The 21,257-nt window shown below is 41.9% G+C and carries 24 protein-coding genes; all 24 read left to right on the top strand.

Going from position 1 to position 21,257, the window contains the following annotated elements:
• The first annotated feature begins 25 nt into the window (after nucleotides 1-25).
• The 24 genes from fliM to cdsA all read left to right on the top strand — a co-directional run bounded on the left by fliM (nucleotide 26) and on the right by cdsA (nucleotide 21,203).
• The gene (gene fliM / locus V6D44_RS01125; protein ID WP_003220879.1) at nucleotides 26-1,024 is read left to right on the top strand and encodes a flagellar motor switch protein FliM; all 999 of its coding nucleotides are present in this window, start codon (nucleotides 26-28) and stop codon (nucleotides 1,022-1,024) included.
• A complete protein-coding gene (fliY, locus tag V6D44_RS01120; protein WP_333516229.1) occupies nucleotides 1,014-2,216 on the top strand; it encodes a flagellar motor switch phosphatase FliY in 1,203 nt (400 codons plus the stop codon). The genes fliM and fliY overlap by 11 nt, the downstream gene beginning before the upstream one ends.
• 25 nt (nucleotides 2,217-2,241) lie before the next feature.
• Nucleotides 2,242-2,604 (top strand): chemotaxis protein CheY, encoded by a 363-nt coding sequence (cheY, locus tag V6D44_RS01115; protein WP_014476812.1) that lies wholly within the window; start codon nucleotides 2,242-2,244, stop codon nucleotides 2,602-2,604.
• A 14-nt stretch (nucleotides 2,605-2,618) separates the two neighbouring features.
• A complete protein-coding gene (fliZ, locus tag V6D44_RS01110; protein ID WP_087991607.1) occupies nucleotides 2,619-3,278 on the top strand; it encodes a flagella biosynthesis regulatory protein FliZ in 660 nt (219 codons plus the stop codon).
• On the top strand, nucleotides 3,271-3,936 hold the full coding sequence (fliP, locus tag V6D44_RS01105) for a flagellar type III secretion system pore protein FliP (RefSeq protein WP_087991608.1): 666 nt from the start codon (nucleotides 3,271-3,273) through the stop codon (nucleotides 3,934-3,936). Before fliZ ends, fliP begins: the two co-directional genes overlap by 8 nt.
• A 14-nt stretch (nucleotides 3,937-3,950) precedes the next feature.
• Nucleotides 3,951-4,220, top strand: a complete 270-nt coding sequence (fliQ, locus tag V6D44_RS01100) for a flagellar biosynthesis protein FliQ (RefSeq protein ID WP_003220888.1) — start codon at nucleotides 3,951-3,953, stop codon at nucleotides 4,218-4,220.
• A 7-nt stretch (nucleotides 4,221-4,227) separates the two neighbouring features.
• Nucleotides 4,228-5,007, top strand: a complete 780-nt coding sequence (fliR, locus tag V6D44_RS01095; protein WP_003238525.1) for a flagellar biosynthetic protein FliR — start codon at nucleotides 4,228-4,230, stop codon at nucleotides 5,005-5,007.
• Nucleotides 5,007-6,086 carry a flagellar biosynthesis protein FlhB gene (gene flhB, locus V6D44_RS01090; protein WP_202327677.1) on the top strand — a complete coding sequence of 360 codons (1,080 nt, stop codon included), beginning with the start codon at nucleotides 5,007-5,009 and terminating at the stop codon, nucleotides 6,084-6,086. The genes fliR and flhB overlap by 1 nt, the downstream gene beginning before the upstream one ends.
• Nucleotides 6,087-6,122: 36 nt before the next feature.
• On the top strand, nucleotides 6,123-8,156 hold the full coding sequence (gene flhA, locus V6D44_RS01085; protein ID WP_087991611.1) for a flagellar biosynthesis protein FlhA: 2,034 nt from the start codon (nucleotides 6,123-6,125) through the stop codon (nucleotides 8,154-8,156).
• Nucleotides 8,156-9,256, top strand: a complete 1,101-nt coding sequence (locus tag V6D44_RS01080) for a flagellar biosynthesis protein FlhF (RefSeq protein WP_087991613.1) — start codon at nucleotides 8,156-8,158, stop codon at nucleotides 9,254-9,256. Before flhA ends, V6D44_RS01080 begins: the two co-directional genes overlap by 1 nt.
• On the top strand, nucleotides 9,247-10,143 hold the full coding sequence (gene flhG, locus V6D44_RS01075) for a flagellum location/number ATPase FlhG (protein ID WP_202327675.1): 897 nt from the start codon (nucleotides 9,247-9,249) through the stop codon (nucleotides 10,141-10,143). Before V6D44_RS01080 ends, flhG begins: the two co-directional genes overlap by 10 nt.
• A 1-nt stretch (nucleotide 10,144) precedes the next feature.
• Entirely contained in the window at nucleotides 10,145-11,215 is a 1,071-nt protein-coding gene (gene cheB, locus V6D44_RS01070; protein ID WP_253269094.1) for a protein-glutamate O-methylesterase CheB, read from the top strand.
• A gap of 5 nt (nucleotides 11,216-11,220) precedes the next feature.
• On the top strand, nucleotides 11,221-13,236 hold the full coding sequence (gene cheA / locus V6D44_RS01065) for a chemotaxis protein CheA (RefSeq protein ID WP_253269095.1): 2,016 nt from the start codon (nucleotides 11,221-11,223) through the stop codon (nucleotides 13,234-13,236).
• Between the two features lie 21 nt (nucleotides 13,237-13,257).
• A complete protein-coding gene (gene cheW / locus V6D44_RS01060) occupies nucleotides 13,258-13,728 on the top strand; it encodes a chemotaxis protein CheW (RefSeq protein ID WP_087991619.1) in 471 nt (156 codons plus the stop codon).
• Between the two features lie 18 nt (nucleotides 13,729-13,746).
• Nucleotides 13,747-14,376 carry a CheY-P phosphatase CheC gene (gene cheC / locus V6D44_RS01055; protein WP_087991620.1) on the top strand — a complete coding sequence of 210 codons (630 nt, stop codon included), beginning with the start codon at nucleotides 13,747-13,749 and terminating at the stop codon, nucleotides 14,374-14,376.
• The gene (gene cheD / locus V6D44_RS01050; RefSeq protein WP_253269096.1) at nucleotides 14,373-14,873 is read left to right on the top strand and encodes a chemoreceptor glutamine deamidase CheD; all 501 of its coding nucleotides are present in this window, start codon (nucleotides 14,373-14,375) and stop codon (nucleotides 14,871-14,873) included. The genes cheC and cheD overlap by 4 nt, the downstream gene beginning before the upstream one ends.
• Nucleotides 14,874-14,895: 22 nt before the next feature.
• On the top strand, nucleotides 14,896-15,660 hold the full coding sequence (gene sigD / locus V6D44_RS01045; protein WP_010331078.1) for an RNA polymerase sigma-28 factor SigD: 765 nt from the start codon (nucleotides 14,896-14,898) through the stop codon (nucleotides 15,658-15,660).
• A gap of 28 nt (nucleotides 15,661-15,688) precedes the next feature.
• Nucleotides 15,689-16,192 (top strand): DUF6115 domain-containing protein, encoded by a 504-nt coding sequence (locus V6D44_RS01040; protein ID WP_087991622.1) that lies wholly within the window; start codon nucleotides 15,689-15,691, stop codon nucleotides 16,190-16,192.
• 143 nt (nucleotides 16,193-16,335) lie between these two features.
• Nucleotides 16,336-17,076 (top strand): 30S ribosomal protein S2, encoded by a 741-nt coding sequence (rpsB, locus tag V6D44_RS01035; RefSeq protein ID WP_087991623.1) that lies wholly within the window; start codon nucleotides 16,336-16,338, stop codon nucleotides 17,074-17,076.
• Nucleotides 17,077-17,177: 101 nt separating this feature from the next.
• Entirely contained in the window at nucleotides 17,178-18,059 is an 882-nt protein-coding gene (gene tsf, locus V6D44_RS01030) for a translation elongation factor Ts (protein ID WP_087991624.1), read from the top strand.
• Between the two features lie 145 nt (nucleotides 18,060-18,204).
• Nucleotides 18,205-18,927, top strand: coding sequence for a UMP kinase (pyrH, locus tag V6D44_RS01025; protein ID WP_039073977.1), 723 nt, complete (start codon nucleotides 18,205-18,207; stop codon nucleotides 18,925-18,927).
• A 1-nt stretch (nucleotide 18,928) separates the two neighbouring features.
• Nucleotides 18,929-19,486 (top strand): ribosome recycling factor, encoded by a 558-nt coding sequence (frr, locus tag V6D44_RS01020; RefSeq protein WP_087991625.1) that lies wholly within the window; start codon nucleotides 18,929-18,931, stop codon nucleotides 19,484-19,486.
• 121 nt (nucleotides 19,487-19,607) lie between these two features.
• The gene (locus V6D44_RS01015; RefSeq protein WP_087991626.1) at nucleotides 19,608-20,390 is read left to right on the top strand and encodes an isoprenyl transferase; all 783 of its coding nucleotides are present in this window, start codon (nucleotides 19,608-19,610) and stop codon (nucleotides 20,388-20,390) included.
• A 3-nt stretch (nucleotides 20,391-20,393) separates the two neighbouring features.
• Nucleotides 20,394-21,203, top strand: coding sequence for a phosphatidate cytidylyltransferase (gene cdsA, locus V6D44_RS01010; protein ID WP_087991627.1), 810 nt, complete (start codon nucleotides 20,394-20,396; stop codon nucleotides 21,201-21,203).
• The last annotated feature ends 54 nt before the right edge of the window (nucleotides 21,204-21,257 follow it).

Below are 21,257 nucleotides of genomic sequence, written 5' to 3'. Positions count from 1 at the left end.
TTGACAGAATACGGAGGTGAGGAAAATGTCAGGAGAAGTTCTCTCCCAAAATGAAATAGATGCACTGCTTTCTGCAATATCAACTGGTGAAATGGACGCTGAAGAGCTGAAAAAAGAAGAAAAAGAGAAGAAAGTGAAGGTTTATGATTTCAAACGTGCGCTGCGGTTTTCTAAGGATCAGATCCGCAGTTTAACGAGAATTCATGACAATTTTGCAAGACTTCTAACGACTCACTTTTCTGCTCAGCTCAGAACCTATATTCACATATCTGTCAGCTCAGTTGACCAGGTCCCGTATGAGGAATTTATCAGGTCAATACCGAACATGACGATTCTTAATCTGTTTGATGTCCATCCGATGGAAGGCAGAATTATGATGGAGGTTAATCCGACAATTGCTTATACGATGATGGATCGGGTAATGGGCGGTATTGGAATCAGTCATAATAAGGTTGACAGCTTGACAGAAATTGAAACAAAAATCATTTCTAATTTATTTGAAAATGCACTGGGAAATTATAAAGAAGCTTGGCAGTCAATTGCTGATATTGAACCGGAAATGACTGAGTTTGAAGTGAATCCGCAATTCGTTCAAATGGTATCTCCTAATGAAACGGTCGTGGTCATCTCGCTCAATACCCAAATCGGTGAAATCAGCGGTGTTATTAATCTTTGTATCCCGCATATTGTCCTCGAGCCGCTCATACCGAAGCTTTCGGTCCACTATTGGATGCAATCAGATAGAAATGAGCCGAAGCCTGAGGAAACAAAGTCGCTTGAAAAACGTATCATGACAGCACAAATACCTGTCGTGGCCGAGCTTGGCACATCTGAACTGACAATAGAAGAGTTTTTAAGTTTAGAAGTCGGAGACTGCATAACTTTGGACAAATCAGTCACGGATCCTCTTACTGTATTGGTCGGAGATAAGCCGAAATTTTTAGGACAAGCCGGCCGGGTGAATCGAAAACAGGCAGTGCAAATTTTAGATCACGACATAAGAGGTGAACAAGATGGAGAATAATAGATTATCTCAAGATGAGATTGACGCGCTTCTTAACGGCACTGGCGGTACGCCGGATGAGCCAGAGGTTCCGGAAGTACATGACTTATCGGACATGGAGCGTGATGCGATCGGTGAAATCGGAAATATTTCATTCGGCAGTTCTGCGACAGCCCTGTCAACGCTTTTAAATCAAAAGGTCGATATTACGACTCCGAGTGTAGCTGTCATTCCTAAAAGTAAAATCAGCGATGCGTTTCCTGAACCGTACGTAGCGATTGAAGTGAATTATACGGAGGGCTTTAGCGGCAGCAACCTGCTGGTCGTGGAACAAAATGACGCGGCGATTATCGCTGACTTAATGATGGGGGGAGACGGAAAAGGCGCGGACCCTTCACTGGGTGAAATTCATTTAAGTGCGGTTCAAGAAGCGATGAACCAAATGATGGGATCGGCAGCCACGTCAATGTCTACTGTATTCAGCAAAAAAATTGATATTTCACCGCCTCGGGTTGAATTGCTCGATGTTACTGAAGAAAAGGGAACAGACCGCATACCTGATGATGAAATGCTGGTGAAAGTGTCTTTCAACTTAAAGGTGGGAGATTTAATAGATTCCAGTATTATGCAGCTGTACCCGCTGTCATTTGCAAAAGATTTAATTGCAAATCTGATGAACACAGAAAGTGCAGAGGAAGAAACAGCGCCGCAGCCTGATGTTACATATGAGCAGCCGAAAGCGCCTGTGACGCCAGAGCCGCATATGGAACCGCAGCAGCAACAGCAGCAACAGCAGCAACAGCAGCAACAGCAGCAACAGCAGCAACAGCAGCAACAGCAGCAACAGCAACAGCCGCCAAAAAGGCAGGGAACACCAAAAAAAGCAGCACCAGTTCAGGTTTCGCCAGTGGAATTTTCCGCGTTTGATCCCAATGAGGCTTCTCAAGCCCCTATAAACAACTTGGATATGCTTTTGGATATTCCGCTTTCGATCACTGTTGAGCTTGGCAGAACGAAGAGAAGCGTAAAAGAGATTTTGGAGCTTTCTGCCGGAAGTATTATTGAGCTTGATAAGTTAGCCGGTGAGCCGGTAGATATTTTAGTGAATCGGCGAATCGTTGCCAAAGGCGAAGTCGTTGTCATTGAAGAAAACTTCGGAGTAAGAGTCACTGACATTTTAAGCCAAGCAGAGCGCATTAATAATTTAAAATAACGAAACACAAGGAGAGAAATAGATTATGGCACACAGAATTTTAATTGTAGATGACGCAGCATTTATGCGAATGATGATTAAAGATATTTTGGTGAAAAACGGTTTTGAAGTAGTAGCGGAAGCTGAAAATGGAGCACAAGCAGTAGAAAAATATAAAGAGCATTCTCCTGATCTTGTTACTATGGATATCACGATGCCGGAAATGGATGGTATAACAGCATTAAAAGAAATTAAACAAATTGATGCACAGGCAAGAATCATTATGTGTTCTGCTATGGGACAACAATCAATGGTTATTGATGCCATTCAGGCCGGCGCCAAGGATTTTATCGTAAAACCTTTCCAGGCAGACCGTGTGCTTGAAGCAATCAACAAAACATTAAGTTAAAGGGTGTACGGCTGTTGAAAAAGAGTCAATATTTCATCGCTTTTATTTGTTTTTTCGTTCTATACAGTGTACATCCGATTGCAGCTGCCGCGGCAGACTCTGATAATTCAACTGTAAACGAATGGTTTCAAAAGAAAGATGAAAAAACTGCAGATAAGTCAGAGCAAAAGGAAGAAAAAACAACACAAACTGCTGATGAGACGGAGGGGGCTGCTGCTCCTTCTGTCTCAGCTTTTGATTTCGTGAAGATGATTTTCGCTTTACTATTTGTTGTCATGCTGATTTACGGGCTGGTTAAGCTCATGAACAAAAGAAATCGGCTCCTTAAGCCTTTTCAATATGTTGAAAATATTGGCGGCACATCGGTCGGACAAAACAGATCCATCCAATTGATCAAAGTCGGAAAAAATGTGCTCGTCGTTGGTGTAGGAGAAACGATCCAGCTGCTGAAAGAAATTGAGGATGAAAAAGAGATTGAGGTTATTCTCAGCCAGCATGAAGAGGCAATGTCAAGCAAAATAGAGTGGCAAAAGATTGTCAAGCCGCTTAAGGGTTCTGAACATCAATCGCAGCAAAAACTGCCTTCATTTTCAAAAGCGTTAAAAGAGCAGCTTGAAGAGTTAAAACAAAACCGTTCTGAAGGAAAAAAGAAAGGCCCACGTCATCATGAATGAGTTTATAAATATTTTCAGTTCAAGCGATCCGCAAAACGTAAGTTCATCTGTTAAATTACTATTATTGTTAACTGTATTTTCAGTGGCGCCTGGAATATTGATTCTTATGACTTGTTTTACTCGCATCGTCATTGTTCTATCATTTGTCAGGACTTCACTGGCGACACAATCTATGCCGCCAAACCAGGTTCTGATCGGGCTGGCGCTGTTTTTAACGTTTTTTATTATGGCTCCTACTTTTTCAGAGATTAATAAAGAGGCGCTGACGCCATTGATGGACAACAAAATCAGCTTGGACGAAGCGTATACGAAAGCTGAGGAACCAATTAAAGAATTTATGAGTAAACACACAAGGCAGAAGGATCTGGCGCTGTTTATGAATTACGCGAAAATGGATAAACCCGAATCATTAAAGGATATCCCGCTAACAACAATGGTTCCCGCTTTTGCCATATCGGAGCTCAAAACAGCGTTTCAAATAGGTTTTATGATTTTTATCCCATTTTTAATTATAGATATGGTCGTAGCGAGCGTCTTAATGTCAATGGGAATGATGATGCTCCCTCCAGTTATGATTTCTCTGCCCTTTAAAATATTACTTTTTGTTTTAGTAGACGGCTGGTATTTAATTGTGAAATCTTTGCTTCAGAGCTTTTAGGGTAGGTGCTAAACGTGAGTTCAGAATTTGTAATTTCTATGGCGGAAAAAGCCGTATACGTAACGCTGATGATCAGCGGGCCATTATTGGCTATTGCTTTACTGGTCGGTTTAATCGTCAGCATATTTCAGGCGACAACTCAAATACAGGAACAGACTTTGGCGTTTATTCCGAAAATCGTGGCAGTTCTTCTGGCCCTGATTTTTTTTGGCCCATGGATGCTGTCTACCATTCTTTCATTTACAACAGAGCTGTTTTCTAATTTAAATCGTTTTGCAGGGTAATGTAGAGATGAATTCGATTATTGATTTATTTCCTGCTTTTTTATTGGTTTTTATTAGAATTTCTGCTTTTTTTGTAACGATTCCGCTATTCGGACACCGAAATGTACCAGCTGTTCATCGAATTGGATTTGCTTTTTTTCTCGCGGTCATTTGTTTCAGCACCATTGATAAACCTCCCTCTTTGGAGATAGATGGGCAATATATGCTTCTGGCGTTTAAAGAAGCTTTGGTTGGTCTCTGTCTGGGATTAATCGCTTATATGATGATCGCCGCAGTTCAAATTGCCGGCTCGTTTATTGATTTTCAAATGGGTTTTTCAATTGCGAACGTTATTGATCCGCAAACCGGAGCACAAAGTCCGCTGATCGGCCAGTTTATCTATACGATGGCACTTTTGTTTATGCTCAGTGTCAACGCCCATCATTTGCTGCTCGACGGTATTTATTACAGCTTTCAGTATATTTCAGTTGATCAGGCATTTCCGAATTTCGGCGATGAGAAGTTTGCTTATTTTATCGCCAAAAGCTTTAATGCGATGTTTATTATTGCTTTTCAAATGTCAGCACCTGTTGTGGCCAGTTTGTTTCTGGTTGACTTAGCATTAGGCATTGTGGCTCGAACTGTTCCGCAATTAAATGTATTTGTGGTCGGTCTGCCCTTAAAGATCGCTGTCAGTTTCATCATGCTCATTGTGTGTATGTCTGTTATCTTCGTCGTTGTGCGGAATGTCTTCAGTTTAACGATTGAAACGATGCGGAATCTTTTAGCATTGGTCGGTGTTTCTTAATGAAGCTTAGAGTTGACCTGCAGTTTTTTGCCGGAGAGAAAACAGAAAAAGCCACTCCAAAAAAACGGCAGGATACGCGAAAAAAAGGACAGGTTGCCAAAAGTGCTGATGTCAATACTGCCGTTTCTTTATTAGTGATATTCCTTTCACTCATTGCGATTGGGCCGTTTATGAGGGACAGACTGCTGTCATTTATAGAAACATTTTATACCAAGTCGCTCTTAATGAAGCTTTCAGAATCAAATGTGCATATGCTGTTTATCAGCTTATTAAAGGATACGGCTTTTGTGCTTGCGCCGATTATGCTTGTCGCTCTTGTCGCAGGGGTCGTCAGCAACTATATGCAGGTGGGCTTCTTATTTTCTACAGAGGTCATAAAGCCTAAGCTTGAAAAACTTGATCCGATTAAAGGCTTTAAACGGATTTACAGCATGCGGGCAATAGTAGAACTGCTTAAATCCATTTTGAAAATCACTGTAGTCGGTTTTTCTGCTTTCGCTGTGCTTTGGCTGCATTATGGAGAAATTCTCCGGCTCCCGCTTCTGACACCCGAAGAGGCACTTTCTTTTGTTTCAAAACTCACCCTGTGGATGGGGCTGAGCGGTGCAGGGGCTTTGTTGATTCTTGCTGGTCTCGATTATTTATATCAAAAGTTTGACCATGAGAAAAACATCAAAATGTCAAAACAGGATATAAAAGATGAGTACAAAAAGTCTGAAGGAGACCCGATTATCAAGTCTAAAATTAAACAAAGACAGCGGGAAATGGCAATGAGGCGGATGATGCAGGAAGTTCCTAAAGCAGATGTCATTATCACAAACCCGACTCACTATGCGATTGCCCTGAAATATAACGAAGAAAAAATGGACGCTCCTTATATCGTTGCAAAAGGTGTTGACCACCTCGCGTTAAATATCAGGAAAATTGCGAAAGAGCATGATGTCATGATGGTCGAAAACAGACCGCTTGCCCGTGCGTTATATGATCAGGTAGAAATTGACCAGGCTGTGCCGGAAGAATTTTTTAAAGTCTTGGCTGAAATTCTGGCTTACGTATATAAAACAAAACAAAAAGTATAATTGAATTTTTCGATTTAAAAGGAGAGAAAAAGCAGCATGTCAACAAGAGATTTATCCGTTTTAATAAGTGTTGTCCTCATTGTGGCGATGCTGGTGATTCCATTTCCTCCATGGCTGTTAAGTATTTTGATCATTATTAATATTTCTCTTGCATTGATCGTGCTTCTTACCACAATGAATATGCAGGAAGCGCTGCAGTTTTCGATATTCCCGTCACTGTTGCTGCTTTTAACCCTATTTCGTTTAGGCTTGAACGTATCAACGACACGTTCAATTCTTTCACATGGTGAAGGCGGAAAAGTCGTCGAGACGTTCGGAAATTTCGTTGTCGGCGGAAATGTATTAGTTGGACTTGTTGTATTTATCATCCTGATTATTATTCAGTTTATCGTCATTACGAAAGGTGCTGAACGTGTTTCCGAGGTTGCAGCAAGATTTACGCTGGACGCAATGCCGGGGAAGCAGATGAGTATTGATGCTGATTTAAACGCAGGGATGATTACCGAACAGGAAGCGAAGCACCGCCGCGAAAAAGTGGCAAGAGAGGCTGACTTTTATGGAGCGATGGACGGTGCCAGTAAATTTGTAAAAGGTGACGCGATTGCCGGAATCATCATTGTCATGATCAATATTATTTTCGGTATCGTTATCGGAATGCTTCAGCAGGACATGTCCATTCAAGAGGCCGCTTCAAAATTTACGATGCTGACTGTAGGAGATGGGATTGTTTCGCAAATTCCGGCGCTGTTAATTTCTACAGCTACGGGTATTGTCGTGACAAGAGCTGCCTCTGAAGGAAACTTAGGGCATGACATTACAGGTCAGCTGTTTGCTTATCCAAAGCTTTTATACGTCGCAGCATCTACAATTCTGCTTCTTGGTATTTTCACTCCGATTGGCATTTTTCTGACGGGACCGCTTGCGGGACTGCTTGCTTTCGGCGCTTATATGCTATCTAAATCAGGTAAGGAAAAAGAAGAAGTGGACGAGATTCTCGAGGAAGAGGCTGAGGTTGACGACCTTAAAAGCCCTGAAAGCGTTGTTCAGCTTCTGCACATAGATCCGATAGAATTTGAGTTTGGATATGGTTTGATACCGCTTGCTGATGCCAATCAAGGCGGTGATTTATTAGACCGAATTGTGATGATTCGCCGTCAATTGGCCCTGGAACTCGGCCTTGTCATTCCTGTGGTGCGCATCAGAGACAATATAGCATTGCAGCCTAATGAATACCGATTAAAAATTAAAGGGAACGAAATAGCAAAAGGCGAGCTGTTGCTTGATCATTATTTAGCAATGTCGCCTACGCCGGAAGATGATCTCATTGAAGGGATTGAAACTGTGGAACCGTCATTCGGACTGCCGGCAAAATGGATTGGCGAATCGATAAAAGATGAAGCTGACATGCTTGGTTATACAGTTGTTGATCCTGCTTCAGTCGTTTCAACCCATATTACAGAGAAGATTAAGCAGTATGCCCACGAATTGATCGGGAGACAGGAGACGAAACAGCTGATCGATCACTTGAAAGAAACGTATCCGGTGCTTGTTGAAGAGGTTACGCCTAATCCGTTGTCTGTCGGTGATATTCAGAAGGTGCTGGCTAAGCTTTTAAAAGAAAAAGTTTCAATCCGAAACTTAGTAACGATTTTTGAAACGCTTGCTGATTATGGAAAATTAACAACAGATTCTGATCTTTTGACAGAGTATACAAGACAGGCGCTGGCTAAACAAATAACTGCCCAGTTTTCCAAAGAAAACGAAGTGTTGAAGGTTGTTACTTGTTCGGGCCGTGTAGAAAAGGCGATAGCTGACGGTGTACAGCAAACGGAACACGGAAATTATTTGTCGCTTGAACCAGATATTTCAGAAAGTATTGTGCGCTCTGTCGCTAAAGAAGCCGAACAGCTCTCATTACGTCAGGAAACTGCGATTCTTCTATGTTCGCCCCCTGTCAGAATGTATGTGAAACAGCTTCTGGAACGATACTTCCCTGATCTTCCGGTACTCTCATATAACGAACTTGAGGCGAATGTTGAGGTACAAAGCATTGGAGTGGTGGATATTTAATGAAAATAAAAAAATTTACTGCTGCTTCAATGCAAGAAGCGGCACTTCTTATCAGAAAAGAGTTAGGTAATGATGCCGTCATCTTAAATTCGAAAAAGATCAAAAAGCGGAAATGGTTTGGACTCATCAACAAGCCTGCTGTTGAAGTAATTGCCGTATTGGATCAGGACTTTCCTAAGAAAAAAACACCTCAGAAGGAAGCTGAGCCGGAACAAACCTTAAAAACTCCGGTCAGCAGTCCGAAAATAGAAGAGAGGACATATCCCCCTCAATTTCCGCAGCCGCATGAGCCTGGTGATTTTTCAGTTTATCAATCTGTACTTCCTGAGCCGCTGCGAAAAACAGAAAAGCTTTTGCAAGACAGCGGGATTAAAGAGTCAACGAAGACGAACGCGCTGAAAAAATTGCTTCGATGCTCTGTGGAAACGGGCGGTCTGACGGAAGAAAACGTGATCGGTAAACTCGAAGATATACTATGTGATACACTGCCTTCAGCAGACAAGTGGCAGGAGCCTATTCATTCAAAGTATATCGTGCTGTTTGGTTCAACCGGAGCAGGTAAAACAACAACACTGGCTAAGCTCGCAGCCATATCTATGCTTGAAAAACAGAAAAAAATCGCTTTTATTACAACAGATACGTATCGGATTGCAGCTGTTGAACAGTTGAAAACATACGCCGAACTGCTGCAGGCTCCTCTGGAAGTTTGTTACACAAAAGAAGAATTCGAGAAGGCGAAAGAGTTATTCACTGAGTATGACCATGTGTTTATCGATACAGCTGGAAGAAACTTCAAGGAACAGCGGTTCATTGATGAATTGAAAGAGACAATCCCTTTTGAGAGCAGTATTCAGTCATTTCTCGTTTTATCCGCGACTGCAAAATATGAGGATATGAAGCATATTGTCAAACGGTTTTCATCTGTCCCTGTCAATCAGTTTATTTTTACGAAAATAGATGAAACTGCTTCCTTAGGTTCTGTATTTAATATACTTTCAGAATCCAAAATGGGTGTCGGGTTTATCACAAACGGCCAGAATGTGCCGGAGGATATACAGACTGTATCACCTCTTGATTTTGTAAGGATGCTGTGCAGATGAACAGATTTGACCAAGCAGCAACTTTACGGGCGAAAATGGAAAAGCGTCAGCGTGTTCTGCCAATGGTTTATTCACAAAAAGCAAAGACACTTGCTGTCATCAGCGGCAAGGGCGGTGTCGGGAAATCCAATATTACCTTAAACATGGCCCTTGCGCTGCAGGATAAAGGTAAGAAGGTACTGCTCATCGATCTTGATATCGGGATGGGGAACATTGATATATTAATGGGAAACTCATCTTCCGCCACAATTATCGATATATTAACCGATCGTAAACCTTTGATGCAGTCATTATCCACTGGGCCAAAGGGTTTGCGGTATATATCAGGGGGAACCGGTCTTGATGTGATGTTTCGGCTGGATCAGAGAAAATGGACGTTTTTTGCCAATGAGCTTTCTCATGCGTTAAGCCAGTTCGATTATGTCCTGTTTGACATGGGAGCGGGCTTATCAAAAGATCAGCTGCCTTTTATTTTATCAGCGGAAGATATTTTGATCATAACAACTCCCGAACCGACGGCCATTATGGACGCATACAGCGCTGTCAAGCACTTAGTTTTGACAGAAAATAAGCTTTCAATGAAGGTGGCTGTCAATCGGTGCCGTGATCAAAAGGAAGGGCTGGAGGCTTTTACCCGCCTTTCCCGCACGATTCATATGTTTTTAGATGTTCAGGTTCAGTTTGCTGGTTCCATTTCTGACGATGCGATCGTGAGCAAAGCAGTTGTCGAACAGGTTCCTTTTTTCATAAAAAGTCCTCAGGCAAAAGCCAGCCGGTCAGTCCGTCTTTTAGCGGACGCCTTGTTTGAAAGAGAAGAAACAAGACACAAAGAAGACAAACAGACATTTATTGAGAAATTATCTTCTTTTTTAATGAGGAGGGCTTAATTTGATTCGTGTGCTTGTAGTTGATGATTCAGCTTTCATGAGAAAAATGATAAGTGATTTTCTAACCGAGGAAAAGCAGATAGAAGTAATCGGAACTGCGAGAAACGGAGAAGAAGCGCTTAAGAAGATCGAATTGCTAAAGCCGGATGTTATTACTCTTGATGTTGAAATGCCGGTCATGAATGGGACAGACACACTGCGCAAAATTATTGAGATTTATAACTTGCCGGTCATCATGGTGTCAAGCCAGACTGAGAAAGGAAAAGCGTGCACAATTAATTGTTTAGAGATCGGTGCCTTTGACTTTATTACAAAGCCATCGGGTTCTATATCTCTGGATTTGTATAAAATTAAAGAACAATTAGTTGAGCGTGTTGTCGCGGCTGGACATTCCGTACAGAGGAAACATCCAGTATCACAGGCAGTGCGGCCTGAGCCTATAGTGCGTGCTGTAAAGCCTGATTTAAGCAAACTGAAAACAAGCACAGGCAGACAAATTGTGTGTATCGGCACATCAACAGGCGGTCCGAGGGCGTTACAAAAGGTGATACCGAAGCTTCCTAAGGATTTGAGCGCACCAGTGGTTGTTGTTCAGCACATGCCTGAAGGTTTTACTGCTTCTTTGGCTGAGCGTCTGAATCATTTATCTGACATTCAAGTAAAAGAAGCTAAAGATGGTGAAGCAGCTCTTAACGGTTGTGTTTACATAGCACCGGGCGGAAAAAACATATCTGTTATCAAAAACAGCGGGGGACTCCAGATCGTTCTTGATAATCTCGATACACCGAGCCGTCATAAACCGTCAGCCGATTATTTATTCCGTTCTGTCGGTAAACTGGCAGACTATGAAAAAGTAGCGGTTATTATGACCGGGATGGGTAGTGACGGCACTGCCGGCCTCAAAGACATGCTTACGGCCGGCAATGTGAAAGCCATTGCGGAGTCTGAAGAATCTTGTGTCGTATATGGGATGCCAAAAGCTGCTGTTAAAGCGGGCCTCATTCATGAGATTAAACATGTGAAAGATATCGCAGCATCCATCACAAGCTGTGTGAAAAAAGAGAGGGTGTGATTCAAATGGATATGAATCAGTATTTAGATGTCTTTATTGATGAGAGTAAAGAACACTTACAAACATGTAATGAAAAGCTTCTCCTTTTAGAGAAAGACCCGACTGACCTTCAGCTCGTTCATGATATATTCAGGGCTGCCCATACATTAAAAGGAATGAGCGCAACGATGGGCTATACGGATTTAGCACATCTAACCCACCTGCTTGAAAACGTGTTGGATGCATTCCGAAACGGAGACATGGCAGTTACCGCAGACTGGCTTGATATTTTGTTTGAAGCCCTGGACCACCTGGAAGCTATGGTTCAGTCTATTATTGACGGCGGAGATGGTAAAAGAGATATCTCAGAAGTAAGCGCCAAGCTTGATGTTAATGGTGCGCATGCTGAAACGGCTGCTTCTGAGGAACCTGCAGAAGCACAGAGTTCAGCATCTGATTGGGAATATGACGAATTTGAACGGACTGTCATACAAGAAGCTGAGGAGCAAGGTTTTAAACGATATGAAATCAAAATTTCTCTGAACGAAAACTGTATGTTAAAAGCAGTTCGTGTATATATGGTGTTTGAAAAGCTTAATGAAGTCGGAGAAGTAGCCAAAACAATCCCAAGTGCGGAAGTGCTCGAAACAGAAGATTTCGGCACTGGCTTTCAAGTTTGCTTCTTAACACACCAATCAGCGGAAGAAATTAAACAATTAATCAATGGAGTTTCAGAAATTGAGCATGTCGAAGTCATTCAAGGGGCTCCTTTAACATCAGCTGAAAAGCCGGAAGAACCTAAGTCGGCGGATTCACCAGCCCCTGTACCTGTTAAGCAGGAGAAACAAAAACAGCCTGCTAAAAACGATGACCAGGCGAAGCATACAGCCGGCGGATCTAAAACAATTCGTGTCAACATTGACAGACTTGATTCTTTAATGAACTTATTCGAAGAGCTTGTCATTGACCGCGGGCGTCTAGAGCAGATTGCAAAAGAGCTTGAGCACAATGAACTGACTGAAACAGTTGAACGAATGACCAGAATTTCCGGAGATTTGCAATCGATTATTCTAAATATGAGAATGGTTCCGGTTGAAACTGTTTTTAACCGGTTCCCGAGAATGATTCGCCAGCTTCAAAAAGAGCTGAATAAAAAAATAGAACTGTCGATCATCGGTGCGGAAACTGAACTGGATCGAACAGTAATTGATGAAATTGGAGATCCTCTCGTGCACTTGATCAGAAACAGTATTGATCATGGTATCGAGTCTCCGGAAACGCGCTTGCAAAAAGGAAAAACGGAATCGGGAAATGTTGTGCTGAAAGCCTATCACAGCGGCAACCATGTCTTTATCGAAGTAGAGGATGACGGTGCAGGCCTTAATCGTAAAAAAATTCTTGAAAAAGCGCTTGAGCGCAGCGTCATTACGGAAAAAGAAGCCGAAACCTTAGAAGACAATCAAATTTACGAATTGATCTTTGCTCCAGGGTTCTCAACTGCTGATCAAATTTCTGATATTTCCGGCCGCGGCGTCGGACTTGATGTTGTGAAAAATAAACTGGAGTCTCTTGGCGGTTCAGTCAGTGTAAAATCTGCAGAAGGCCAAGGCTCTCTATTCAGCATCCAGCTTCCGCTTACATTGTCCATTATTTCAGTTCTGCTGGTCAAATTGGAAGAAGAGATATTTGCCATTCCGATTTCTTCAATCATTGAAACAGCAGTTATTAACAGAAAAGACATTTTACAAACGCATGACCGTGAAGTGATTGACTTCAGAGGGCACATTGTCCCTGTCGTTTATTTAAAAGAAGAGTTTAAAATAGAAGATACAAGATTAGACGCGGAACAGCTCCATATTATTGTCGTGAAAAAAGGCGACAAACCTACTGCATTTGTGGTGGACTCCTTTATTGGCCAGCAGGAAGTTGTGCTGAAATCACTCGGAGATTATTTAACAAACGTCTTTGCAATTTCCGGAGCTACTATTTTAGGAGACGGAGACGTAGCACTCATTATTGATTGTAATGCACTGATTATTTAACCATTCGAGGAGGTGTCTCACATGACTGCAGAAATTAAAACAGGCGAAAAAATGATTGTCTTTGTGGTAAATGGCAAAGAATATGCCATTTCCGTCACTCAGGTGAAATCAATTGAAAAATGGCAAAAGCCGACGAGAGTGCCTGGCGTCGAACCATATATTTGCGGGGTAATCAATTTGCGCGGGGTGGTGACTCCGGTTATTGATTTAAGAAAGCGCCTGAATTTGCCAGAGTATGAAATTACCGATGAAACACGAATTATCATTATTGCTTATCGTGATATTGAAGTCGGCTGGATTGTGGATGAAGCGAATGATGTGATTACCGTACACGAAAATGAAATAGAATCTGCTCCAGAAAGCGTCCAGAAAGATACAGATGTATCGATCGAACAGATTGTGAAACAAGAGAACAGACTTTTAAATATTATTGATGCGAACGCGGTTTTGGATAAAGAATCATCTCAGTCCGCTGTGCCCGATCAAGCTTAATCTTAAAGGGGTTATGACATGAGTATTTTTAATGGAATCAAAGAAGAGCAGATGGACATTTTGCGGGAAGTCGGCAATATTGGCGCCGGCCACTCCGCCTCTGCAATGGCCCTGCTGTTAAATAGAAAGATAGATATGGAAGTCCCGTTTGCAAAGCTGCTGTCTTTCGATGATCTTGTCGATTTTTTCGGCGGCGCCGATATCCCGGTTGCCAGCATCTTTTTAAGAATGGAAGGCGACTTAACGGGTTCAATGTTCTTTATAATGCCTTTTTATCAGGCGGAGCAGTTTATCAGAGAGCTGATTGGAAACCCCGAATTTGATATAGAGGACTTAGGTGAAGATCATATGAGCTCATCCGCTTTGCATGAACTGGGCAATATTTTAGCAGGGTCATATTTAACAGCCTTGGCGGATTTGACGAAACTCCAGCTTTATCCAAGCGTTCCTGAAGTTTCATTGGACATGTTCGGCGCTGTGATCAGCGAAGGGCTGATGGAGCTCAGTCAGGTTGGAGAACACGCTATTGTTGTCGACACGTCAATTTTTGACCAAGGCCATCAGCAGGAGCTGAAAGCGCATATGTTTATGCTGCCGGACTATGATTCGTTTGAAAAGCTCTTTGTCGCCTTGGGTGCATCAATATGAGTACAACTGAGGCTGTTGTTGTAAAGGTTGGAATTGCTGACGTAAAGATCGCCCGCTTTCCAGATACCATCCGGACCTCTGGTTTAGGATCATGTGTGGGGCTGGTGCTTTACGATAAAGAAAAGCAAACAGCGGGGCTTGTCCATGTTATGCTGCCGAATTCAACATTATCGAAAACTGCCGAACTCAATCGGGCTAAGTACGCTGACACCGCCGTGAAAACCACAATTGATATGCTGGTAGAAGCGGGGTGCCGGAAATTTGCATTAAAAGCAAAGTTAGCCGGCGGATCAGAAATGTTTAAATTTAAATCGACAAATGATTTGATGAAGATCGGACCGAGAAATGTATTAGCGATAAAGGAACAGCTGTCTTTATATAAAATTCCCATCATTAGTGAAGATACGGGCGGCTCAAGCGGCCGGACGATAGAATTTGAACCGAAGTCCTGCATGCTGCATATTCGAACTGTTAAACAAGGTGAAAAAACGATTTAATTAAGGTATTAGGGGGATAACAATGCAATCCTTGAATTATGAAGATCAGGTGCTTTGGACGCGCTGGAAAGAGTGGAAAGATCCTAAAGCCGGTGACGATTTAATGCGCCGTTACATGCCGCTTGTCACATATCATGTAGGCAGAATTTCTGTCGGACTGCCAAAATCAGTGCATAAAGACGATCTTATGAGCCTTGGTATGCTTGGTTTATATGATGCCCTTGAAAAATTTGACCCCAGCCGGGACTTAAAATTTGATACCTACGCCTCGTTTAGAATTCGCGGTGCAATCATAGACGGGCTTCGTAAAGAAGATTGGCTGCCCAGAACCTCACGTGAAAAAACAAAGAAGGTTGAAGCGACAATTGAAAAGCTTGAACAGCGCTATCTTCGGAACGTAACGCCCGCAGAAATTGCAGAGGAACTCGGAATGACGGTACAAGATGTAGTGTCAACAATGAATGAAGGTTTTTTTGCCAATCTGCTGTCAATTGATGAAAAGCTTCATGATCAAGATGATGGTGAAAACATTCAGGTCATGATCAGAGATGACAAAAATGTTCCGCCTGAGGAAAAGATTATGAAGGATGAACTGATTGCACAGCTTGCCGAAAAAATTCACGAACTCTCTGAAAAAGAACAGCTGGTAGTCAGTTTGTTCTACAAAGAGGAGTTGACATTGACAGAAATCGGGCAAGTATTAAATCTTTCTACGTCCCGCATATCACAGATCCATTCAAAGGCACTATTTAAATTAAAGAATCTGCTTGAAAAAGTGATTCAATAATGAATTTCATGGTTAGCGAGTGAAAAACATGTCAACACTATTATGGCTTTTAAGCTTTGCGCTCCACGGCGTTCTTCTGTACGCTGTCATTATCCTGTATACGAGGCTCGCGGCTGTGAAAGAAACAGAAAAACAGCAAAAAAAGATACTTGAAGAGACGGAAAACACCTTAGCGGCATTTCTTCTTGAATTAAAAGAAGAAAATGAGAAACTGATAGAAAATACCGATTCACCTTCAAGCCAAGCCGAAAAAGAAACCCAAAAGTCAGACCTTCAGCGCTCTGAAAATTATGCAGAGCGGGATGAAGTTCAAGAAGAAGAGAATCTTCCTGAACATATTGAAGGCCTGATTACTGAGGTTGAGCGTCAGGAAGAGAGCGTAAACAGCGATGTCCAATCTTTTGAAGACCAGGTCATAGATTTATATGAACAGGGGTATTCAGCCAGTCAAATAGCTCAGAAACTGAAGAGCGGAAAGACAGAAATCGAGCTATTTTTAAAATTTCGCTCCAAAGGTGTAAAGGATTCTTGATTGTCGGATAAAGCTGTGTTATATTATGTCTTGGTGTTAAATACACACGCTTAACGATTTATGCAGAGGGTGCTGCAGGCGGCAGTTCTGCACAAAAATGACCTAAGCGGAGGAAAAAAACCATTATATTAGGAGGAAATAACATGTCAGTCATTTCTATGAAGCAATTGCTTGAAGCTGGTGTTCACTTCGGTCACCAAACACGCCGTTGGAACCCAAAAATGAAGCGTTACATTTTCACGGAGCGTAACGGAATCTACATCATTGACCTTCAAAAAACAGTCAAAAAAGTAGAGGAAGCTTACAACTTCACTAAAAATCTTGCTGCTGAAGGCGGGAAAATCCTTTTCGTCGGAACAAAAAAACAAGCTCAAGATTCTGTTAAAGAAGAAGCTCAGCGCTCTGGCATGTACTATGTCAACCAACGCTGGTTGGGCGGTACATTAACAAACTTTGAAACAATCCAAAAACGTATTAAACGTCTTAAAGACATTGAAAAAATGCAAGAAAACGGTACGTTTGAAGTACTTCCTAAAAAAGAAGTCGTTCAATTGAAAAAAGAATTAGAGCGTCTTGAAAAATTCCTAGGCGGAATTAAAGATATGAAGGGTCTTCCTGATGCATTATTCATCATCGATCCTCGCAAAGAGCGCATCGCTGTTGCGGAAGCTCGCAAATTAAACATCCCTATCATCGGTATCGTAGATACTAACTGTGATCCAGATGAAATCGATGTTGTAATCCCAGCGAACGATGACGCTATCCGTGCTGTTAAACTTCTAACTTCTAAAATGGCAGATGCAATCCTAGAAGCGAAGCAAGGCGAAGAAGAAGCGGAAGTTGCTGAAGAAACTGCACCAGAAACAGAAACAACAACTGCGTAACCTATTTAAAAGGTGATAAGAGGGACTGCCTTTTATCACCTTTTTTCAAGAAAAATGTGTGATATACATACTCTTGTTTAAACATATAAGGAGGAATACAAATGGCAATTACTGCACAGCAAGTAAAAGAACTGCGTGAAAAAACTGGCGCGGGCATGATGGATTGTAAAAAAGCGTTAACTGAAACTGACGGAGATATGGATAAAGCAATTGACCTTTTAAGAGAAAAAGGAATTGCGAAAGCAGCGAAAAAAGCTGACCGTATCGCAGCTGAAGGTTCTACTATTATTAAAACTGACGGCAACAAAGGTGTTATCCTTGAAGTCAACTCTGAAACTGATTTCGTTGCGAAAAACGAAGGCTTCAAAGAGCTTCTTAACACTTTAGCTGACCACCTTCTTACAAATGCTCCAGCAGATGTTGAAGAAGCAATGGGTCAAAAAATGGAAAATGGCGCTACTGTTGAAGAGTACATCACAAGCGCAGTTGCTAAAATCGGTGAGAAAATCACTCTTCGCCGCTTTACAGTTCTTACAAAAGACGACAGCTCTGCATTCGGTGCTTACCTTCACATGGGCGGCCGCATCGGCGTATTAACTGTTCTCAACGGTACTACTGACGAAGAAACTGCGAAAGATATCGCAATGCACGTTGCTGCAGTGAACCCTCGTTATATTTCTCGCGATCAAGTATCTGAAGAAGAAAAAAATCATGAGCGTCAAATCTTAACTCAGCAAGCCCTTCAAGAAGGCAAACCTGAAAACATCGTAGCGAAAATGGTTGAAGGCCGTCTGAACAAATTCTTCGAAGAAATTTGTCTTTTAGACCAAGCGTTCGTTAAAAACCCAGATGAAAAAGTGAAACAAGTTGTTGCAGCGAAAAACGCAACTGTTCAAACTTTTGTCCGCTATGAAGTTGGAGAAGGCATCGAAAAACGTCAAGAAAACTTTGCTGAAGAAGTAATGAACCAAGTGAAAAAATAATGGCGAAAAGATTTCGCGGCGAAGTCGCGTCTTTTCAGGCAGTATAGGGGACACACTTTGTGTTCCCTATTTTTAAAACTATATTTACAAACCTTTTTTTCTCTTGCATAATAGAAAACGGCAATGTTTACACTTGGAGGTTATCATGGAAAAACCAAAATACAAACGTATCGTATTAAAGCTTAGCGGAGAAGCATTGGCAGGAGAACAGGGAAACGGAATTAACCCAACTGTCATTCAATCCATTGCAAAGCAAGTGAAAGAAATCGCTGAGCTTGAAGTCGAAGTGGCTGTTGTAGTAGGCGGAGGCAACTTATGGCGCGGAAAAACAGGAAGTGACCTGGGCATGGACCGTGCGACTGCTGACTATATGGGAATGCTGGCGACAGTTATGAATTCGCTTGCTCTTCAAGACAGCTTGGAAACACTCGGAATCCAGTCCAGAGTGCAAACATCCATTGAAATGAGACAAGTTGCTGAACCGTACATAAGAAGAAAAGCGATACGCCACTTAGAGAAAAAACGTGTCGTTATTTTCGCTGCGGGCACAGGAAACCCATATTTCTCAACTGATACGACAGCTGCACTGCGGGCTGCTGAAATTGAAGCAGACGTTATTTTAATGGCGAAAAATAATGTTGACGGTGTGTATAATGCTGATCCTAGAAAAGATGAAACAGCTGTTAAGTATGAATCACTTTCTTATCTTGACGTTCTAAAAGACGGCCTGGAAGTCATGGATTCAACAGCATCATCTTTATGTATGGATAATGACATTCCGCTTATCGTCTTTTCTATTATGGAAGAAGGAAATATCAAACGCGCCGTTATCGGTGAATCAATCGGAACGATCGTGAGGGGGAAATAACGTGTCAAAAGAAGTATTAACTCAAACAAAAGAAAAAATGGAAAAAGCAATTGCTGCTTATCAGCGCGAATTGGCTACTGTACGTGCAGGCCGTGCCAATCCATCTTTATTAGATAAAGTAACGGTTGAATATTACGGAGCACAGACACCTTTAAATCAGCTGTCTTCTATTAACGTGCCTGAAGCTCGTATGCTTGTGGTAACGCCTTATGACAAAACAGCTATTGGTGATATCGAAAAAGCGATTTTAAAGGCTGACTTAGGCGTAACGCCGACAAGTGACGGGAATATGATCCGAATTGCAATTCCTGCGCTGACAGAGGAAAGACGGAAAGAATTAGTCAAAGTTGTAAAAAAATATGCTGAAGAAGCGAAAGTAGCTGTCCGAAATGTACGCCGCGATGCGAACGATGATCTCAAAAAGCTTGAGAAAAACGGAGACATTACTGAGGATGAACTGCGTGCTTCCACTGAAGACGTTCAAAAACTGACAGATGAATATGTGTCAAAAATTGACGGTGTCACAAAAGACAAAGAAAAAGAAATCATGGAAGTTTAATGAAAAACTATGTACAATAGATAATAGTGAAAAGACCCTCTCATGTTTACAGGGGGTTTTTTTGTTAATACTGTTGATTATCAGCAGGGAATGCAACCTTTTTGGGTGACGGAGGAATCTCATGCTCAACATACTCAAAAATTGGAAGAATCAGCAAACTGCGGCTTCCAACTTAGAACGTTATACAAAAGAAGACATACTTAAGGGAGAAATTCCCGAACACATCGCCATTATCATGGATGGAAATGGCCGTTGGGCTAAAAAGCGCTCTCTTCCCCGAATTGCAGGCCACCATGAGGGGATGAAGGTGGTAAAAAGGACAACGAAGCTTGCGAACGAACTAGGTGTCAAAGTACTGACATTGTATGCATTTTCAACAGAGAACTGGAAGAGGCCGAAAATGGAAGTCGATTTTTTAATGAAGCTTCCGGAAGAATTTTTAAATACGTATCTTCCAGAGCTTATTGAGGAAAATGTACGGGTTCGGATCATAGGAGATGAAACGGCTCTGCCGGCGCACACCTTACGTGCAATTGAAAAGGCTGTACAGGATACGGCGCAAAACGACGGAATGATCCTTAATTTTGCTCTCAATTATGGAGGCCGTACTGAAATTGTCACTGCTGCAAAATCACTCGCGGAAAAAGTGAAGGAAGGGTCTTTGAATATTGAAGACATTGATGAATCACTTTTTTCTAATTATTTAATGACTGAATCTTTGCAGGATCCTGAACTTTTAATTCGAACGAGCGGTGAGATCAGACTGAGTAATTTTATGCTATGGCAGGTTGCCTACAGCGAATTTGTCTTTACTGACGTCCTGTGGCCTGACTTTAAAGAAGATCACTTCTTAGAGGCGTTAGGAGAGTATCAGCGGAGGGGCCGGAGGTTTGGCGGAATTTAGAGGATGGTGGACATGAAACAAAGAATTTTGACAGGTGTTCTGGCAGCAATTGTATTTTTATTTTTGGTTATTGTCGGGAAATTGCCGTTCACCATATTAGTTTATGCTATGGGCAGTGTAGCGCTTTTTGAACTATTACGGATGAAAAAGCTGAGAATGGTTTCACTGCCAGGTTTGATCGGTCTTTTATTATTGTGGATGTTCTTATTGCCAAGCCAGTATTCGTTTTTAGAGGCGGATGGTATTTCAAAAGTGGAAATCGCTTTGTTCGCGGTACTGCTTTTGCTGACTTACACAGTGTTGGTGAAAAACACCTTTACTTTTGATGAAGTCGGGTTTATTACGCTTGCAGCAATTTACATTGGAATGTGTTTTCATTATTTTATAGAAATCAGAAATCTTGACCAATTTGGGTTAACATACATTTTTTACGCGTGTGTTGTGATTTGGTCTACTGATTCCGGTGCATATTTTGTCGGGAAAGCGCTCGGTAAGCGAAAACTGTGGCCTGAAATCAGTCCGAATAAAACAGTGGAAGGATTCGCAGGCGGAATTGTCATCGCACTTGTACTTGCGACGATTTTTCAACTTGTTGTACATCTTCCGATCCCGTATATCTATCTGCTGTTGATCACACTGTTTTTATCCATTTTCGGACAACTTGGAGATTTAGTGGAATCCGCCTTGAAAAGACATTACGATGTTAAGGATTCTGGGAATATTCTCCCGGGTCATGGCGGTATCTTGGACCGTTTTGACAGTTTCTTGTTTGTCATGCCTTTCTTGTACTTTCTGCTTGCTCTTTTTTCATAAAAAAGTCTAATATGAATATGAGAATGATTATGCAGCAAAAAGAATAGGAGTCGT

It is taken from the genome of Bacillus sp. 0209A, from assembly GCF_036765095.1.
GTDB lineage: Bacteria > Bacillota > Bacilli > Bacillales > Bacillaceae > Bacillus > Bacillus subtilis_G.
Note: the sequence above shows the minus strand (reverse complement) of the source record. Positions and strands in the feature narration are given on the sequence as shown.

Coding starts and splice junctions, on each gene's coding strand:
- fliM (WP_003220879.1), top strand. CDS start 26: ATGTCAGGAGAAGTTCTCTCCCAAAATGAAATAGATGCACTGCTTTCT.
- fliY (WP_333516229.1), top strand. CDS start 1,014: ATGGAGAATAATAGATTATCTCAAGATGAGATTGACGCGCTTCTTAAC.
- cheY (WP_014476812.1), top strand. CDS start 2,242: ATGGCACACAGAATTTTAATTGTAGATGACGCAGCATTTATGCGAATG.
- fliP (WP_087991608.1), top strand. CDS start 3,271: ATGAATGAGTTTATAAATATTTTCAGTTCAAGCGATCCGCAAAACGTA.
- fliR (WP_003238525.1), top strand. CDS start 4,228: ATGAATTCGATTATTGATTTATTTCCTGCTTTTTTATTGGTTTTTATT.
- flhB (WP_202327677.1), top strand. CDS start 5,007: ATGAAGCTTAGAGTTGACCTGCAGTTTTTTGCCGGAGAGAAAACAGAA.
- flhA (WP_087991611.1), top strand. CDS start 6,123: ATGTCAACAAGAGATTTATCCGTTTTAATAAGTGTTGTCCTCATTGTG.
- V6D44_RS01080 (WP_087991613.1), top strand. CDS start 8,156: ATGAAAATAAAAAAATTTACTGCTGCTTCAATGCAAGAAGCGGCACTT.
- cheA (WP_253269095.1), top strand. CDS start 11,221: ATGGATATGAATCAGTATTTAGATGTCTTTATTGATGAGAGTAAAGAA.
- cheW (WP_087991619.1), top strand. CDS start 13,258: ATGACTGCAGAAATTAAAACAGGCGAAAAAATGATTGTCTTTGTGGTA.
- cheC (WP_087991620.1), top strand. CDS start 13,747: ATGAGTATTTTTAATGGAATCAAAGAAGAGCAGATGGACATTTTGCGG.
- cheD (WP_253269096.1), top strand. CDS start 14,373: ATGAGTACAACTGAGGCTGTTGTTGTAAAGGTTGGAATTGCTGACGTA.
- sigD (WP_010331078.1), top strand. CDS start 14,896: ATGCAATCCTTGAATTATGAAGATCAGGTGCTTTGGACGCGCTGGAAA.
- V6D44_RS01040 (WP_087991622.1), top strand. CDS start 15,689: ATGTCAACACTATTATGGCTTTTAAGCTTTGCGCTCCACGGCGTTCTT.
- rpsB (WP_087991623.1), top strand. CDS start 16,336: ATGTCAGTCATTTCTATGAAGCAATTGCTTGAAGCTGGTGTTCACTTC.
- tsf (WP_087991624.1), top strand. CDS start 17,178: ATGGCAATTACTGCACAGCAAGTAAAAGAACTGCGTGAAAAAACTGGC.
- pyrH (WP_039073977.1), top strand. CDS start 18,205: ATGGAAAAACCAAAATACAAACGTATCGTATTAAAGCTTAGCGGAGAA.
- V6D44_RS01015 (WP_087991626.1), top strand. CDS start 19,608: ATGCTCAACATACTCAAAAATTGGAAGAATCAGCAAACTGCGGCTTCC.
- cdsA (WP_087991627.1), top strand. CDS start 20,394: ATGGTGGACATGAAACAAAGAATTTTGACAGGTGTTCTGGCAGCAATT.